We start from the raw sequence: 14,889 nt of genomic DNA, 5'->3' as shown, positions 1-14,889 counted from the left end.
GGTTCGGGTCGATCACGAGGCGCGAAAACCCCGACAGAATCGCCGGAGCCTCCAGCCGTTCGGCCAGAGCCACCGTCAGCCCCGCCGCGCCCACATCAAAGGCGATATGGCGGGCCATATCCGCGGGCGCGATGCCCAGATCGCCGCCATTGACCCATTGCGGCACATGATTGGTCGCGTGATCGCAGGCGACCAGCCAGCGCGAGGGTCGATCTTCACCGATTATCGTAAATGCGTCGTCGTTCATCGTGTCAACTCTGCCCCGTCCGGTGGTTTATTCGACCTGCGCGCCAAGTGCCAGTTGCCGCAGCGTTCGGCTTGATGCATAGGTAGCGCAAACATGAAGGAGCGATGGCAGATGAGACGGCACCGCAAGGTCAAGATCGTGGCGACTTTGGGCCCGGCTTCCAGCGACGAGGCGATGATCCGCAAGCTGTTCGAGGCCGGTGCAGACGTGTTCCGCCTGAACATGAGCCATGGCAGCCACGAGGACCATCGGGCCCGCCACGCCGCCATCCGCAAGGTCGAGGCCGATACCGGCCGCCCGATCGCGATTCTGGCGGATCTGCAGGGACCCAAGCTGCGCGTCGGTACCTTTGCGGATGGCCCGGTCGAGTTGCGCGACGGGCAGTCCTTCCGTTTCGACCTGGACGGCGCACCCGGCGATGCGACCCGTGTGCAATTGCCCCACCGCGAGATCTTCGCGGCGCTGACGCCGGGCTCGGACCTGCTGGTGAATGACGGCAAGATTCGGCTGCATGTCAAGGAATGCGGACCCGATTTCGCCAATTGCACCGTGACCGCGGGCGGCGAAATTTCCGACCGCAAGGGCGTGAACGTGCCCGATGTGGTGCTGCCGCTGGCGGCGCTGTCGGAAAAGGACAAGGCCGATCTGGAATTCGCCTGCGAGTTGGGCGTGGACTGGCTGGCCCTGTCCTTCGTGCAGCGTGCCGAGGATGTCGAAGAGGCCAAGCGCCTGGCCAAGGGCCGTGCCGCCGTTCTGTCCAAGATCGAGAAACCTGCCGCCGTGCGGGCCTTTGACAGCATCCTCGCGGTCTCGGATGGCATCATGGTCGCGCGCGGCGATCTGGGCGTCGAACTGCCCGCCCATGCGGTGCCTCCGATCCAGAAACGGCTGGTCCGCGCCTGCCGCACCGCCGCCAAGCCGGTGATCGTGGCCACGCAGATGCTGGAATCGATGATCGAAAGCCCGGTGCCGACCCGCGCCGAGGTTTCGGACGTGGCCAACGCCATCTACGAGGGTGCCGATGCGGTGATGCTGAGCGCCGAATCCGCCGCCGGGCAATACCCGAAAGAGGCCGTGCGGACGATGAACGCGGTCGCCGAGGAGGTCGAGCGGGGCAGCATGTACCGCGACATCATCGAGGCGGCGCGCGTGGTCGAACGCAACTCCACCGCCGATTCCATCGTTGCGGCGGCGCGCGAGGTGGCCGAGAATATCGGCGTCAAGGCGATCTGCTGCTTCACCCACTCGGGCACCACGGCGCTGAAAACCGCCCGCGAACGCCCGCGGGTGCCGATCCTGGCGCTGACGCCCTTCGTTTCGACCGCCCGGAGGCTCTGCCTGAGTTGGGGGGTCAACTGCTTTATGACCCACGGCGACGTGAGCCGGTTCAAGATGGCGGTGGTCGCCGCCGCGCGGGCGGCGCGCGAGGGCCAGTTTGCCAATGCCGACGAGAATGTCGTCGTCGTGGCCGGGGTGCCGTTCAACATTCCGGGCTCGACCAATATCCTGCGTGTCGCCCCGTGCGACGAGCGGTTCATCTTCAACACCGATCCGGAATGAGCCGACCCCCGGGAACCGGGGGTTTTCGCTTGCGCCCGCGCGAGGTTGCTTCTATACGCGCGGCTTCTGCCGCCCGGCGGGCCAAAAGTGGCATGCCTGCCGGGACGGAACGACCAATCCAATGAAGGAGCTGGCAAATGCCCAAGATGAAGACCAAGTCCGGGGCCAAGAAACGGTTCAAGGTGACCGCCACCGGCAAGATCAAGACCGCCCAGGCCGGCAAGCGCCACGGCATGATCAAACGCACAACCAAGTTCATCCGCAACGCACGCGGTACGACGATCCTGTCCGATGCGGACACGAAGATCGTCAAGAAATACATGCCCTACGCGCGCTGAGGAGACCTGAGATATGTCCCGAGTCAAAGGCGGAACCGTCACCCACGCCCGGCACAAGAAGGTCCTGAAAGCCGCGAAAGGCTATTATGGCCGCCGGTCGACGAACTTCAAGACCGCAACCCAGGCCGTCGACAAGGCCAATCAGTACGCGACCCGCGACCGCAAGGCCCGCAAGCGGCAGTTCCGCGCCCTGTGGATTCAGCGAATCAATGCCGCCGTGCGTGCCCATGACGAGGCGCTGACCTATTCGCGTTTCATCAACGGCCTGTCAAAGGCCGGCATCGAGGTCGACCGCAAGGTGCTGGCCGATCTGGCCGTGCACGAACCCGAAGCCTTCGGCACCATCGTGGACAAGGCCAGGGCCGCGCTCGCCTGAGCCGACCGGTAACAGCTATCCGGAAAACCCGCGGAGCCGAAGGGCGGCCGCGGGTTTTTCATGCCCGGCTACCGGTGCGCCTGTGGATGTTGCAACGGGCCCATCGCGGGCTTTCGGCGGCGAGTGTGTTCATTGGTCAATGCCGCAGGTATCACACCGGGAAATTGTCGTCGTCATCCGGCAGGGCTTCGGCATCGGTAATCCCGGGGTCTGCCGCGACAAGCTCGTCGGTGGGAAAGACCGGATGGATGAGGCCGATCACCGCGCCGGCCGGATCGCGCGCAATGGCGATGCGACCCACTTCCGGCACGTCGAAGGGTTTGCGCAATACCGCACCACCCGACCGCCGGGTTTCCTTCATGGCATCGTCCACATCGTCGACGGCGACATAGGTGAACCATTGCGAGGGAACATCGTCCACACCATCGGCGCTTTTCATGTCGGTGATCCCGGCGACGGGCCGGCCGTGGGCGATGGCGACATGATAGCTGCCCTCGTCCATCGGCAGTGACTCGAAGCTCCAGCCGCAGACCGAGGTGTAGTATTCGATCGCCCTGGCCGGGTCGTTGGTCATCAGTTCGCTCCACCAGACGATACCGTGATTGATGCTCATCCCTTTTCTCCCGTTCGAGGTCGAGTCGGCCCGATGATACGCCCAATGTGCGGATGCACCATTGGACGCCACCGCGCAGCGGTGCGGCAATTCGGGCTTTTTCATCCCCGCTTGCACATGCAAGTGTCGGCGCCTAGGAGGGGTTCATGGGATTCACCGTCGCAGTTTTCGATGCCTACGGTACGTTGTTCGACGTGGCCGCCGCCGCGCGCCGTGCCTCGGATGAGCCCGGTGGCGCGATGCTGGCCACGCATTGGCAGGATCTTGCAGCCCTGTGGCGGGAAAAGCAGCTTCAGTATTCCTGGCTGCGGTCCATCGCCGGTGAACACGCCGATTTCTGGAAGGTGACGACCGACGCGCTCGATTTTGCGCTTGAGGTTCAGGGGCTCTCGGATTCCGCGCTGCGGGCACGGCTGCTGGCGCTCTATCACGAGCTGGACGCCTATCCCGAGGTGCCGCCCGTTCTAGAGACCCTGAAGGCGGGTGGCATGCAGACCGCGATCCTGTCGAACGGTTCTCCCGAGATGCTGCTTGCAGCCGTAACCTCGGCCGGTATCGGCCCCTGCCTCGATGTCGTGCTGAGCGTCGAGGACGTGGGTGTCTTCAAGCCCCATTCCCGGGTCTACGGGCTGGTCGGCGAGCATTTCGGTTGTGCGCCGTCCGAGGTACTTTTCGTCTCGGCGAACGGATGGGATGCCGCCGGCGCGGCGGGTTTCGGTTTCACCTCGGCCTGGGTCAACCGGACCGGGGCGCCGCGCGACCGTCTGCCCTGGGCCCCGAGCCATGTGTTGCACGATCTTCGTGCGATACCCGAACTGGCCCTGGCGGAATGACCGGCTCCTTCACCACCGACGACGGGTTGCGGCTGGCATTCGATGACAGGGGCAGCGGTCATCCGGTGCTTTGTCTGGCGGGGCTCAGCCGGAACATGGCCGATTTCGATGCCGTGACGGAGCGTTTTGCCGGTGTCGCGAGGATCATCCGCCTCGACAGCCGTGGCCGGGGGCAATCCGATTTCGACCCCGATTTCCACAATTACAACCTGCTTCGCGAGGGGCGCGACACGCTTGCGCTGCTCGATCATCTCGGGCTTGGCAGGGTGTCGATCCTCGGCACCTCGCGCGGCGGCCTGATCGCGATGCTGCTGGCGGCCGAGCATGCCGGCCGTCTCGCCGGGGTGATCTTCAACGATATCGGCCCGGCGGTCGAACCCACTGGCCTGGCCGGCATCATGGGCTATATCGGCCGAAGGCCGGACTATTCCAGTTACGAGGATGCCGCCGACAGGCTGCCCGAAGCGATGGCGCCGCGCTTCCGCAATGTTCCGCGCGAAACCTGGCTTCGCCATGCGCGTGCGCTGTGGATCGAAACGTCCGGCGGGCTCGATCTGCGCTATGACCCGGCGTTGCGGCAGGCGTTGCAGGAACAGGCGACCGACGACGGCAGGCTGCCCGATGTCTGGCCGCTGTTCGATGCGCTGGCACCGGTTCCGCTGGCGCTTGTCCGCGGGGCGAACTCGGATATCCTGAGCGCGGAGACCGCAGGCGAAATGCAGCGCCGCAGACCGGACATGATCCGCGCCGACATTCCCGACCGCGGGCATGTGCCCTTTCTGGACGAACCCGGAGCCGTCGGCGCGATTGCCCGATATCTGGAGCGCGTTGCGTGAACATCTACGAGATCGAGACCGCCGCCGCGCGGCTTGCCGGCCGTGCACCGATCACGCCTTTCCTGAACTCGCCCTTTCTCGACGAGATTGCCGGCCGCCCGGTCTGGGTAAAGGCCGAATGTCTGCAACTGACCGGATCGTTCAAGTTTCGCGGCGCCTGGGCTGCCGTTTCCATGCTGCCCGGAGACACGCGCGGGGTGATCGCCTATTCCTCGGGCAATCATGGGCAGGGGGTCGCACTGGCCGCCCGACTGCGCGGCCTGCCCTGCGCCGTCGTGATGCCGTCGGATGCGCCGGCGCTGAAGCTTGTCAATACGGCCGCGCTCGGGGCCGAGGTCGTCACCTACGATCGTCTGAGCGAGGATCGGGACGCGCTTGGCGCGCGGCTGGCGGCAGAGCGTGGCCTGACGCTGATCAGACCCTTCGACGAGCCGCTGGTGATCGCGGGGCAGGGGACCTGCGGGCTGGAGATCGCGGTTCAGGCCGCCGAACGGGATATCGGGCGGGCGACGGTGCTGACCTGTTGTGGCGGCGGCGGATTGACGGCGGGCGTGGCGCTTGCACTGGAGCATCGCGCACCGATGATGGCGGTCCGCCCGGTTGAGCCGGCCGGGTTCGACGATGTCGCCCGCTCGCTGGCGGCGGGGGAGCGGCTGTCGAATGCGCGCCTGACGGGATCGGTCTGCGACGCGATCCTGACGCCGGCCCCCGGAAAGCTGACCTTTCCGATCATGCAGCAGCTTTGCGGCCCCGGCCTTGCCGTCAGCGACGAGGAGTGCCTGCGCGCCATGGCGCTTGCCTTCCTGCGGCTGAAGATCGTGCTGGAACCCGGCGGCGCGGTGGCGCTGGCTGCGGCGTTGTTCCATGGCGAGGCGCTTGCCCCCGGCCCGGTGATCGCCATCGCCTCGGGCGGCAACGCCGACCCCGCATTGTTCCGCACCGCGCTGGAGCGTTACGCGGATCTGCCGCCAACAGGGAGATAGCGTGATGCAAATGGCCGATCTCGGCGATGTGGCTCTCCACTGGCGCGAGGACGGCGCGCCGGACGGTGCACCCGTCGTCTTCGCCAATGCTCTGGGCACCGATCTGCGTATCTGGGACAAGATGCTGGAGCGGTTGCCCGCCGGGTTGCGGTTCATCCGCTACGACATGCGTGGCCACGGGCTTTCGTCCTGTCCGCCCGGTCCCTATTCGATGGGTGCGATGGTGCGCGATGTCGAAACCCTGCTCGACCGGATCGGCGTTTGCGATGCGGTGTTCGTCGGGCTTTCGGTCGGTGGCATGGTAGCGCAGGGGCTCGCGGTCAAGCGGCTCGATCAGGTGCGGGCGATGGTCCTGTCGAACACCGCCGCCAGGATCGGCACCGCCGAAACCTGGCGGACCCGGATCGCCGAGCTGCGTGCCGGTGGTATCGAGGCGCTGGCCGACGGGATCATGGAGAAGTGGTTCACCCCCGCCTTCCGGGAAACGGCCGAATATCATGGCTGGCGCAACATGGTAATCCGCCAGCCGGTCGGGGGCTACGCCGGCACCTGCGCCGCGATCGCCGGCACCGATTTCTATACCCCGACCGCGGGCCTGAGCCTGCCGACGCTGGCCATCGCCGCCGACCGCGACGGCTCTACCCCGCCCGATCTGGTGCGCGAGACCGCCGACCTGATCAAGGGGGCGGAATTCCGCCTGATTCGCGGGGCCGGGCACATGGCCAACATCGAAAAGCCCGATGAATATGCCGGGATCCTTGCGGCCTTCCTTGCCCGCATCGGCCATGTCTGACCGGCGCCGGTGAGCCGGTCCGCCCCGATGCCACGCCCGGCGGCCGGCAGGCTGTCGATGGTCTTCATCCTGGCGACGCTGGCGATCGACGCACTGGGGATCGGGCTGATCCTGCCGGTCATGCCCGACCTGATCCGGCAGGTGAACGGCGGCACGCTGGCCGATGCGGCCGTCTGGGGCGGCATCCTTGCGACTGCATTCGCGGTGATGCAGTTCCTGTTCGGGCCGGTGCTGGGTGTGCTGTCGGATTCGGTCGGCCGCCGCCCGGTATTGCTGATCTCGCTGGCGATCATCGCCGCGGATTATCTTGTCATGGCGGTTGCGTATACGATCTGGCTGCTTTTGGCGGCGCGGATTGCCGGCGGCATTCTTGCTGCAACTCACGCCACCGCCATGGCCTGTGTCGCCGATATATCGCGCCCGGGGGACAAGGCGTCGCGTTTCGCGCTGACCCATGCCGCCTATGGCGTGGGATTCGTGCTGGGGCCGCTGCTGGGCGGGGTGCTGGGGGCGTTCGGGCCGCGTGCGCCGTTCTATGCGGCGGCGCTGCTGGCGCTGACCAACCTGGCACTCGGCTGGATCGCGCTGCCCGAAACCGTGACCGCCGCAATGCGGCGGCCCTTTGCATGGACACGCGCCAACCCCTTTGCGGCGATATCGCATATCGGCAGGTTGCCTGGTGTCGGGCGGCTTCTGGTCGTGCTCGCGATCTATGAATTCGCGCTTTACGTCTATCCGGCGATCTGGGCTTTCTTCACGCCAGTCCGTTTCGGCTGGGACACGCCCATGGTCGGGCTTTCGCTTGCGCTGTTCGGTGTCGGGTTCACCATCGTTCAGGCCGGTCTGGTCCGCCCCTTCCTGCGCCATCTCGGCGAAAACGGAACCATCCTGTTCGGGCTTTGTTACGAGGTGCTGATCCTGACCCTGCTGGGTTTCATCACATCGGGCAGGCTCGCCATGGTCCTCACCCCGCTGTCGGCGCTCGGCTCGCTCGCCGTGCCGGCGTTGCAGGGGGTGATGTCCTCGCGGGTGAGCGACGATTCGCAGGGCGAATTGCAGGGTGTGATAACCTCGACGATTTCGCTGGCGACGATACTCGCGCCGCTGGTGATGACGCAGGTGTTCCACCTCTCGACACGGGACGGGGCGTTCATCCACCTGCCGGGGCTCGCTTTTCTGCTTGCCGCCGCGTTAATGGTCGCCTGTGTGCTGCTCTATGTCGCCAGCGCGCGAGAGGGCACCGCCGATCCGCATTGAGGCTGCCGGGAAGCCATCTTGCCGGAACAGCACATGACCAAGATCCACGCCGCCGTTTGCCGGGCTTTCGGCCAGCCCCTGACCATCGAACGACTGGACCTTTCCGATCCCGGCCCCGACGAGGTTCAGGTACGGATGAAAGCGGTTGCCGTCTGCCATTCCGATATCTCGTTTGCCGACGGTGGCTGGGGCGGGCAGCTTCCCGCCGTCTACGGCCACGAGGGCGTGGGCCGCGTGACGGCAGCCGGCGCGCAGGCTCGGGGCATCGCCCCGGGCGACAGGGTTCTGGTCTCGCTGATCCGTGCCTGCCACCATTGCATCAACTGCGCCTCGGGGCACCCGGCCCATTGCGAGACCGTGGCGGATGCGGGCGCCGGCCCGCTGCGCGACGGTGCCGGCGAGCCGGTGCTGGCGGCGATGAATTGCGGCGCCTTCGCCGAGGCAGTTACCGTACACTCATCTCAGGTGGTGAAGATCGACGACACGATCCCGGCCGAAAGCGCCTGCCTTCTGTCCTGCGGGGTCATCACCGGTGTTGGCGCGGCGATCAATACGGCGCGGATACGCCCCGGCCAGACGGTGGTGGTGATCGGCGCCGGCGGTGTCGGGCTCAACGCGATTCAGGGTGCGCGCATCGCAGGGGCAGCACGTATCGTGGCGGTCGACATGTCCCGGGCCAAGCTCGACGACGCGCGCGCCTTCGGAGCGACGCACGGGATACTCGCTTCCGATCCCGCCCCGTGGAACCTGTTGCGCGAAATAGCCCCGCGCGGGGCCGATGCGGTGCTGATCTGCACCGGATCCCTTCCCGCCTACCGGAACGCGCTGAGTTATCTGGGGCAGCGCGGCACGGCGGTACTGGTCGGCATGCCCCACTCCGGCCAGATGGTCGAATACGAGCCGGTCATGCTGGCGGCGCTCGGACAGGGAATCGTCGGGTCGCGGATGGGCGATACGGTGCTGGCGCGCGATATCCCGTGGATGGTCGAGCTTTACCGGCAGGGGCGGCTGAAGCTCGACGAACTGGTCTCCGGGCGCTGGCGGCTCGACCAGATCAACGAGGCCATCGCCGATACCCGGGCGGGCGCGGCGCGGCGCAACGGGATCGTGTTCCCCACACCCGGTTGACCGCGCCGCTTTCGAATGTCGTAATCCGCCATAACCCCGGGGTCCGTTCATGAAACTCGTCGATCTGGATATCATCGTCACCGCGCCGCCGCCGCCCGGCTGGGGCGGGCGCTACTGGATTTTTGTCAAACTGACGACCGCCTGCGGCATTTCCGGCTGGGGCGAGGTCTATGCCGCCGCGGTCGGGCCCGACGCGATGCGCGCTGTCATCGAGGATGTTTTCGCCCGCCACATGGCGGGCGAGAACCCCGAGAATATCGAACTGATGTTCCGCCGCGTCTACTCCTCGGGCTTCACCCAGCGCCCGGATCCGACGGTGATGGGCGCATTCTCCGGGCTCGAGATCGCCTGCTGGGATATTCTGGGCAAGGCTCGCGACCGGCCGGTCTGGGCGCTGATGGGCGGGCGGATCAATGAACGCTTGCGCTGCTATACCTATCTCTACCCCGGCGCCGGCGAGGGGGCAGATTTCTGGGTCGATCCGGATGCTGCGGCACGTACCGCAGCGGCGCGCGTGGACGAGGGGTTTACCGCCGTCAAGTTCGACCCGGCCGGCCCCTATACGATTCGCGGCGGGCATCAGCCCGCGATGCGCGATATCGCGCGCTCCGCCGCTTTCTGCGCGGCGATTCGCGAGGCGGTGGGGGACCGGGCCGATCTTCTCTTCGGGACCCACGGGCAGTTTACCAGCGGCGGCGCGATCCGTCTGGCGCAGGCGCTGGAACCCTGGTCGCCGCTCTGGTTCGAAGAGCCGGTTCCGCCCGACGATATCGAGGCGATGGCGGCGGTCGCGCGGGCGACGGCGATTCCCATCGCCGCCGGGGAACGCCTGACCACCAAGGCAGAGTTCGCGGCGCTGCTTCGCGCCGGGGCGGCCAATATCCTTCAGCCGGCAACGGGACGGGTCGGCGGGCTGTGGGAGGCCCGGAAGATCGCCGCTCTGGCCGAGGTCTCCGGCGCACAGATGGCGCCGCATCTCTATTGCGGGCCCGTCGAATGGGCCGCCAACGTACAGCTTGCGGCGACCCTGCCGAACCTGCTGATGGTGGAAACCATCGAAACGGGGGGCGAATTCCACCGCAGGCTCATCGGCGATACGATCCGCTTCGATCAGGGCTACCTGATCCCGCCCGAGGCCCCCGGACTCGGCATCGAACTGGACGAGGCGCTGGCGCGCGCCCACCCCCATACCGGGGACCGGCTGCATCTGGAAATGCAGGAGGCGCCTTGCGAGTATTCGCGGGAAAACCGTTTCGAAGGCGGAGCGCCGGTAGAGACCTGACGCCTGAACGATGTCCTCTCGCCGAACTCCAGCCTGTGCAGACTGGCGGCCGCGCGCTATCATTCCGCAGCCGGCGGATATGCCGCCGGCACGGACAGCGCGAAGGAACCGACAGATGAGAGTTTTCACCCCGCTTCTGCCCGCCATCGGCCTGCTCGCCCTTGCCGCCTGCGCCACCGGCCCGACCGAGAGCAAGGCGGTCTCGGCCTGTCGCGGCGCTGCGGCGGCACAAACCAGCGGCGATCTTGTGGTGGTCAGCGAAACCCCGTCGATCGAGGGATCGACCGTTGTCCTGCAGCCCAGCGACGGCGGCATTCCGTGGGCCTGTGTCGTCTCGGGCAGTGGCCAGGTGCTGTCTGTCGGCCCGAGCGTATAGAAGCCCGGCCAAAGATACCCCGGCCAAAGATACGCGGGTCGCGGCCCCCCGGTTTTTCGCGACGATGGCATCTTGCGCAAAGTGCGAACTGTATCGGTTTAGCTGCCTGTCCCGAGGGAGCGAGTCAACCTGTGGTTGTTTGAATTTTGCTGGCGCGGGATCAGCGCTGTTCTTGAGAACGGCGAAATGCCCGCAACGAAAGACCGGCAGCGCCTGTTCGCCGCTGCCGGTCCTGTTTCCGCGATGCAGGGAGCCCGGCCATGCTCAGGCTGACATTGCTACTCCACGCGCTGGTATCGACCGTCCTGATGGGCGTGGGTATCGTTGCCGTGCTGGTGCTTGGCTACATATCCGCGCAGGCGATCGCCGGGGCGATCGCGGCTGGCTTCATAGTCGGTTTCCCTGTGGCCCGGCATATTGCGAAGAAACTCTGCGAGCGGTAGCGGCGATCCGGGAAAATTGTTGGAAAACAGCTTGATATCCGGTGTCATGCCGCCCCCCGTGCCGCTTCGGGATGGTCCTTCATGAAGTGTTGCAGGGTGCGGAACAGGGCCTTGGCCTGATCGGCATCGGACTTGCGCATGGCGATGCGCATGTCGTCGCAGATCATCTGCTGCACCTTGTTCGCGCCCTTGGGCAGGTGCTGCAGATATCCCGCCAGCATCGAGGCATCGAAATCCCCGGCGTATCCCTGCGTGGCGTTTGCGGTGGCAGTTTCAGATTTGAGGCAGCCCGTGCCCTCAATCCTCTCGAGTGCGATCATCCTATCCTCCCCTTTCGGCTGATCCACGAGTGCAAGATTACTATAGCGCATAAATTGGTGTCATTGACAGATATCAATTTGCGCCGCTCGCCTTAAAGACGAGTTAATCGGCGCCGGTTGGCTATCTGACCAGAAAAGAGGCGGCTGCTGCCTCGAATTCGCGCGGTTTGTCGGCATGCAGCCAGTGACCCGCCCCGCGGATCCGGGCGAATCGCGCACGGGGGAAAAGCCGTTTGGTTTCCGGGCGATATTCCTGTCTGAAATAGTCGGAGTTCTCGCCTGTCAGGAACAGGGCCGGCCCGTCGAAGCGGCTGTCGATATCGGGCCAGCCGAGGATTCCGTCCATCTCGGCGGACAGCACGTCGAGGTTCAGTTTCCAGCGCGCGGGGCTCGATTTCAGGTCGAGCGACTGAAGAAGGAAGGCGCGGGTGCCCGAATCGGGGACAATCCGTGCGAGTTTCGAATCGGCCTCGCTGCGCCGGGTCAGGCCGGTCAGGTCGAGTTCCTGCATCGCCTGCACCAGATGCAGCTGGGTGTGGGAATAGGCGACCGGCGCGATATCCCCGACGATCAGCCTGTCGACCAGTTCCGGCCGGGTCAGCGCCAGCACCATCGCCGCCTTGCCGCCCATCGAATGGCCCAGCACATCGGCGCTGTCACCGTTGCGTTCGATGACCCGCGCCAGATCGCCCGCCATGTCCTCGTAACCGTGGTCCGGGTCGCGGAAACTGTCGCCGTGATTGCGCATGTCCACCGTCAGCACCAGCCGGTCGCGCGCCAGCCGCCGCGCCACCGCACCCCAGTTCCGCGCCGAGCCGAACAGCCCGTGCACGATCAGCAGGGGCGTGCCCCCCTCGGGACCCTGGCGATAGGTGGCAAGCATGCGAAACCTCGTGAAACTCTGGTGACCGGTCTTCTACATTTCCCTGTTTCCGCCCGCAGGTCCACCGGATAGAAGAAGCCATGATCGCGAACGAGCTACCAGATACCAATGCGGCCATCGCGCGGCTCATGCGCGACAAGCTCGGCGCCGGACCGGGCGACAGCCTGGCGCAGGCGATGCGCAAGGGCGGGCGCAGGCTGCCCAATCCGCTTCGGCAGGAGGGCAGGTATCTGGTCGAGCAGGAGGCAATGTGGCACAATCCGCGACTGCGCCGCGCCATCGATCCGGCGAAGATCCGGCGTGCCCAGCAGGACCTGACGGATCATCTCGAAAAGATCGACCGCTGGGATGCTTTCCTCGGACGGACCGTCGGTATCCTGGCGCCGCTGATGTTCAATGTCCTGCTGATCTTTGCGATTGTGGTGGTCTGGCTGGTGAAAACGGGACGTGTCTGATACGCCTGCCGCTTGCAGGCGCTGGCGGCACCTCGTAAATTCGCGGCGATTTCTATAGCGGAGATACCGATGGCCCGTGTGATCCTGCCTCTCGCCCTGCTGCTGCTTGCCGCCTGTAACACCATGGAGGGCGCCGGCCGGGATATCTCCCAGACAGGTGAAATGCTGACCAGCAGCGCGCAACAGGTCCAGCAGAAGATGTAAAGCCTCCATGCCGGCGGGACACCGGAGAGCGCCGGTTGCCTAGTCCTGGGTGTAGAGTTGCCGCGCGATGGCCCAACTGAGCGGCACGGCGGCGATGAATCCCAGAATTGCCGCGACGATGATCGGCTTCGAGGTGTCGAGCCCTATGGAGAGCGCGCCCATGATGAGAATGCCGGCTAACGTCGCGCCAAGAACGATGAACAGCAGCGAGGCAAGGCGAAGCATGTGACCTGGACCTTTCGGTTCTGAATATCCCCAATGCTGTATTTTCAACATTTCTTTCGCGCCTTGATTCAGGTCAATCGTGGTTGCCGCGACGGTGCGGTCCGCAGCGGGCACCATGCGGGCGGCGATGCGGAGCCGCGAAAGTTCGGCAGCCCGCCGGACTTGCCTTGCAGGGCTGAAACCCTTATATAGCGCACGTCAATCAAAAGGCGGTGAACGCCGGAGACGAGCAGGGTCGGACCAGTGCCGGCCCTGATTGTTTGACCGGCCAGCCTTTCGACCAATCCAAAGACCGGCGGAGACAACCGCTCGGCCAGAAAAATCGTATGCAAAGGAAACACGACTTAATGTGCGCTAAAGCGACGATGGAGGAATTCGAAGCCCTCCTCCAGGAAAGCTTCGAAATCGACACACCCGCCGAAGGGTCTGTCGTCAAGGGGACCGTGATCGCCATCGAGGCCGGTCAGGCCATCATTGATGTGGGCTACAAGATGGAAGGCCGCGTCGATCTCAAGGAATTCACCAATCCGGGCGAAGCCCCGGAAATTGCCGTGGGCGACGAGGTCGAGGTGTTCCTCGACCGGGTCGAGAATGCCCGTGGCGAGGCCGTCATCTCGCGCGACAAGGCGCGCCGCGAGGAAGCCTGGGACCGTCTGGAAAAGGCCTATGCCGACGAGGACCGCGTCGAGGGCGCCATCTTCGGCCGCGTCAAGGGCGGCTTCACCGTCGATCTCGGCGGTGCCGTGGCCTTCCTGCCCGGCTCCCAGGTCGATGTGCGTCCGGTGCGCGATGCCGGGCCGCTGATGGGCCTCAAGCAGCCCTTCCAGATCCTCAAGATGGACCGCCGCCGCGGCAATATCGTCGTCTCGCGCCGCGCGATCCTTGAAGAAAGCCGCGCCGAACAGCGCGCCGAGGTCATCGCCAAGCTGAACGAGGGCGATGCCGTCGACGGCGTGGTCAAGAACATCACCGAATACGGCGCCTTCGTCGATCTGGGCGGTGTCGATGGCCTGCTCCATGTCACCGACATGGCCTGGCGCCGCGTCAACCATCCGTCCGAGATCGTTTCGATCGGCGAAACCATCAAGGTTCAGGTCATCAAGATCAACAAGGACACTCACCGCATCAGCCTCGGCATGAAGCAGCTTCAGGCCGATCCGTGGGATTCGGTCGAACAGAAGTTCCCGCTGGAATCGGTGCATACCGGGCGTGTCACCAACATCACCGATTACGGCGCCTTCGTGGAACTGGAGCCGGGTGTCGAAGGGCTGGTGCACGTCTCCGAGATGTCGTGGACCAAGAAGAACGTCCATCCGGGCAAGATCGTCTCGACCTCGCAGGAGGTTGAGGTCATGGTTCTTGAGATCGACACCGCCAAGCGGCGCGTGTCGCTCGGCCTCAAGCAGACCATGCGCAACCCGTGGGAGGTGTTCGCCGAAACCCACCCCGAGGGCACCGTCGTCGAGGGCGAGGTCAAGAACATCACCGAATTCGGTCTGTTCATCGGTCTGCCGGGCGATATCGACGGCATGGTTCACCTTTCCGACCTGTCCTGGGACATGCGCGGCGAGGAGGCGATCCAGCAGTATCGCAAGGGCGACGTGGTCAAGGCGGTTGTCACCGAGGTCGATGTCGAGAAGGAGCGTATCTCGCTCTCGATCAAGGCGCTTGGCGGCGACAAGTTCGCCGAGGCCACGGGCGGCGTGAAGCGCGGCTCGGTTATCACGGTGACCGTGA

20 protein-coding genes are annotated in these 14,889 nt (G+C 65.4%); 15 read left to right on the top strand and 5 right to left on the bottom strand.

Features of this window, described 5'->3' with window-relative positions; all coding sequences use genetic code 11:
• Positions 1-247, bottom strand: a 247-nt coding sequence (locus tag ACK5IR_RS05890) for an N-formylglutamate amidohydrolase (RefSeq protein ID WP_416926859.1), incomplete at its 3' end; no start/stop codon positions are given.
• A 111-nt stretch (positions 248-358) separates the two neighbouring features.
• On the opposite strand from ACK5IR_RS05890, the gene pyk reads away from it, so the two are divergent.
• The 3 genes from pyk to rplT all read left to right on the top strand — a co-directional run bounded on the left by pyk (position 359) and on the right by rplT (position 2,521).
• Positions 359-1,807, top strand: a complete 1,449-nt coding sequence (gene pyk / locus ACK5IR_RS05885; RefSeq protein ID WP_416926857.1) for a pyruvate kinase — start codon at positions 359-361, stop codon at positions 1,805-1,807.
• 137 nt (positions 1,808-1,944) lie between these two features.
• Positions 1,945-2,145 (top strand): 50S ribosomal protein L35, encoded by a 201-nt coding sequence (gene rpmI / locus ACK5IR_RS05880; RefSeq protein WP_416926855.1) that lies wholly within the window; start codon positions 1,945-1,947, stop codon positions 2,143-2,145.
• Positions 2,146-2,158: 13 nt separating this feature from the next.
• Positions 2,159-2,521 carry a 50S ribosomal protein L20 gene (rplT, locus tag ACK5IR_RS05875; protein ID WP_416926853.1) on the top strand — a complete coding sequence of 121 codons (363 nt, stop codon included), beginning with the start codon at positions 2,159-2,161 and terminating at the stop codon, positions 2,519-2,521.
• A gap of 151 nt (positions 2,522-2,672) precedes the next feature.
• Here the strand turns inward: rplT and ACK5IR_RS05870 are convergent, their stop codons facing one another.
• Positions 2,673-3,134: a VOC family protein gene (locus tag ACK5IR_RS05870; RefSeq protein ID WP_416926851.1), complete on the bottom strand. Its 462-nt coding sequence runs from the start codon at positions 3,132-3,134 to the stop codon at positions 2,673-2,675.
• A 146-nt stretch (positions 3,135-3,280) separates the two neighbouring features.
• On the opposite strand from ACK5IR_RS05870, the gene ACK5IR_RS05865 reads away from it, so the two are divergent.
• The 9 genes from ACK5IR_RS05865 to ACK5IR_RS05825 all read left to right on the top strand — a co-directional run bounded on the left by ACK5IR_RS05865 (position 3,281) and on the right by ACK5IR_RS05825 (position 11,065).
• On the top strand, positions 3,281-3,967 hold the full coding sequence (locus ACK5IR_RS05865) for a haloacid dehalogenase type II (protein WP_416926849.1): 687 nt from the start codon (positions 3,281-3,283) through the stop codon (positions 3,965-3,967).
• A complete protein-coding gene (locus tag ACK5IR_RS05860; RefSeq protein ID WP_416926847.1) occupies positions 3,964-4,803 on the top strand; it encodes an alpha/beta fold hydrolase in 840 nt (279 codons plus the stop codon). The genes ACK5IR_RS05865 and ACK5IR_RS05860 overlap by 4 nt, the downstream gene beginning before the upstream one ends.
• Complete coding sequence (locus ACK5IR_RS05855; protein WP_416926845.1) at positions 4,800-5,786, top strand: threonine ammonia-lyase; 987 nt, start codon at positions 4,800-4,802, stop codon at positions 5,784-5,786. Before ACK5IR_RS05860 ends, ACK5IR_RS05855 begins: the two co-directional genes overlap by 4 nt.
• Before the next feature lie 4 nt (positions 5,787-5,790).
• Positions 5,791-6,579: a 3-oxoadipate enol-lactonase gene (gene pcaD / locus ACK5IR_RS05850; RefSeq protein WP_416926843.1), complete on the top strand. Its 789-nt coding sequence runs from the start codon at positions 5,791-5,793 to the stop codon at positions 6,577-6,579.
• Between the two features lie 27 nt (positions 6,580-6,606).
• Entirely contained in the window at positions 6,607-7,836 is a 1,230-nt protein-coding gene (locus tag ACK5IR_RS05845) for an MFS transporter (protein ID WP_416926841.1), read from the top strand.
• A 33-nt stretch (positions 7,837-7,869) separates the two neighbouring features.
• On the top strand, positions 7,870-8,964 hold the full coding sequence (locus ACK5IR_RS05840; RefSeq protein WP_416926839.1) for a Zn-dependent alcohol dehydrogenase: 1,095 nt from the start codon (positions 7,870-7,872) through the stop codon (positions 8,962-8,964).
• Between the two features lie 49 nt (positions 8,965-9,013).
• Positions 9,014-10,246 (top strand): mandelate racemase/muconate lactonizing enzyme family protein, encoded by a 1,233-nt coding sequence (locus ACK5IR_RS05835; protein WP_416926837.1) that lies wholly within the window; start codon positions 9,014-9,016, stop codon positions 10,244-10,246.
• A 115-nt stretch (positions 10,247-10,361) separates the two neighbouring features.
• Positions 10,362-10,622, top strand: a complete 261-nt coding sequence (locus tag ACK5IR_RS05830) for a hypothetical protein (RefSeq protein ID WP_416926835.1) — start codon at positions 10,362-10,364, stop codon at positions 10,620-10,622.
• 260 nt (positions 10,623-10,882) lie between these two features.
• Positions 10,883-11,065: a hypothetical protein gene (locus tag ACK5IR_RS05825; protein WP_416926833.1), complete on the top strand. Its 183-nt coding sequence runs from the start codon at positions 10,883-10,885 to the stop codon at positions 11,063-11,065.
• 44 nt (positions 11,066-11,109) lie between these two features.
• On the opposite strand, the gene ACK5IR_RS05820 is transcribed toward ACK5IR_RS05825, so the two are convergent.
• Positions 11,110-11,385 carry a hypothetical protein gene (locus ACK5IR_RS05820; RefSeq protein ID WP_416926831.1) on the bottom strand — a complete coding sequence of 92 codons (276 nt, stop codon included), beginning with the start codon at positions 11,383-11,385 and terminating at the stop codon, positions 11,110-11,112.
• A gap of 121 nt (positions 11,386-11,506) precedes the next feature.
• Positions 11,507-12,268: an alpha/beta fold hydrolase gene (locus ACK5IR_RS05815; protein ID WP_416926829.1), complete on the bottom strand. Its 762-nt coding sequence runs from the start codon at positions 12,266-12,268 to the stop codon at positions 11,507-11,509.
• A gap of 80 nt (positions 12,269-12,348) precedes the next feature.
• On the opposite strand from ACK5IR_RS05815, the gene ACK5IR_RS05810 reads away from it, so the two are divergent.
• Complete coding sequence (locus ACK5IR_RS05810; RefSeq protein WP_416926827.1) at positions 12,349-12,723, top strand: hypothetical protein; 375 nt, start codon at positions 12,349-12,351, stop codon at positions 12,721-12,723.
• Positions 12,724-12,792: 69 nt separating this feature from the next.
• A complete protein-coding gene (locus ACK5IR_RS05805) occupies positions 12,793-12,927 on the top strand; it encodes an entericidin A/B family lipoprotein (protein WP_416926825.1) in 135 nt (44 codons plus the stop codon).
• Between the two features lie 39 nt (positions 12,928-12,966).
• Here ACK5IR_RS05805 and ACK5IR_RS05800 read toward each other — a convergent pair whose 3' ends face one another.
• Positions 12,967-13,152, bottom strand: a complete 186-nt coding sequence (locus ACK5IR_RS05800; RefSeq protein ID WP_416926823.1) for a CTP synthetase — start codon at positions 13,150-13,152, stop codon at positions 12,967-12,969.
• Between the two features lie 347 nt (positions 13,153-13,499).
• Between ACK5IR_RS05800 and ACK5IR_RS05795 the strand changes: the two genes are divergently transcribed.
• A partial coding sequence (locus ACK5IR_RS05795; RefSeq protein WP_416926821.1) for a 30S ribosomal protein S1 occupies positions 13,500-14,889 on the top strand: 1,390 nt, incomplete at its 3' end.

The sequence above is a fragment of the Tropicimonas sp. genome (assembly GCF_047971885.1).
In the GTDB taxonomy this organism is placed as follows: Bacteria; Pseudomonadota; Alphaproteobacteria; order Rhodobacterales; family Rhodobacteraceae; genus Tropicimonas.
The sequence above is the reverse complement of the archived record's forward strand: the minus strand, read 5'-3'. Positions and strand labels throughout refer to the sequence as shown.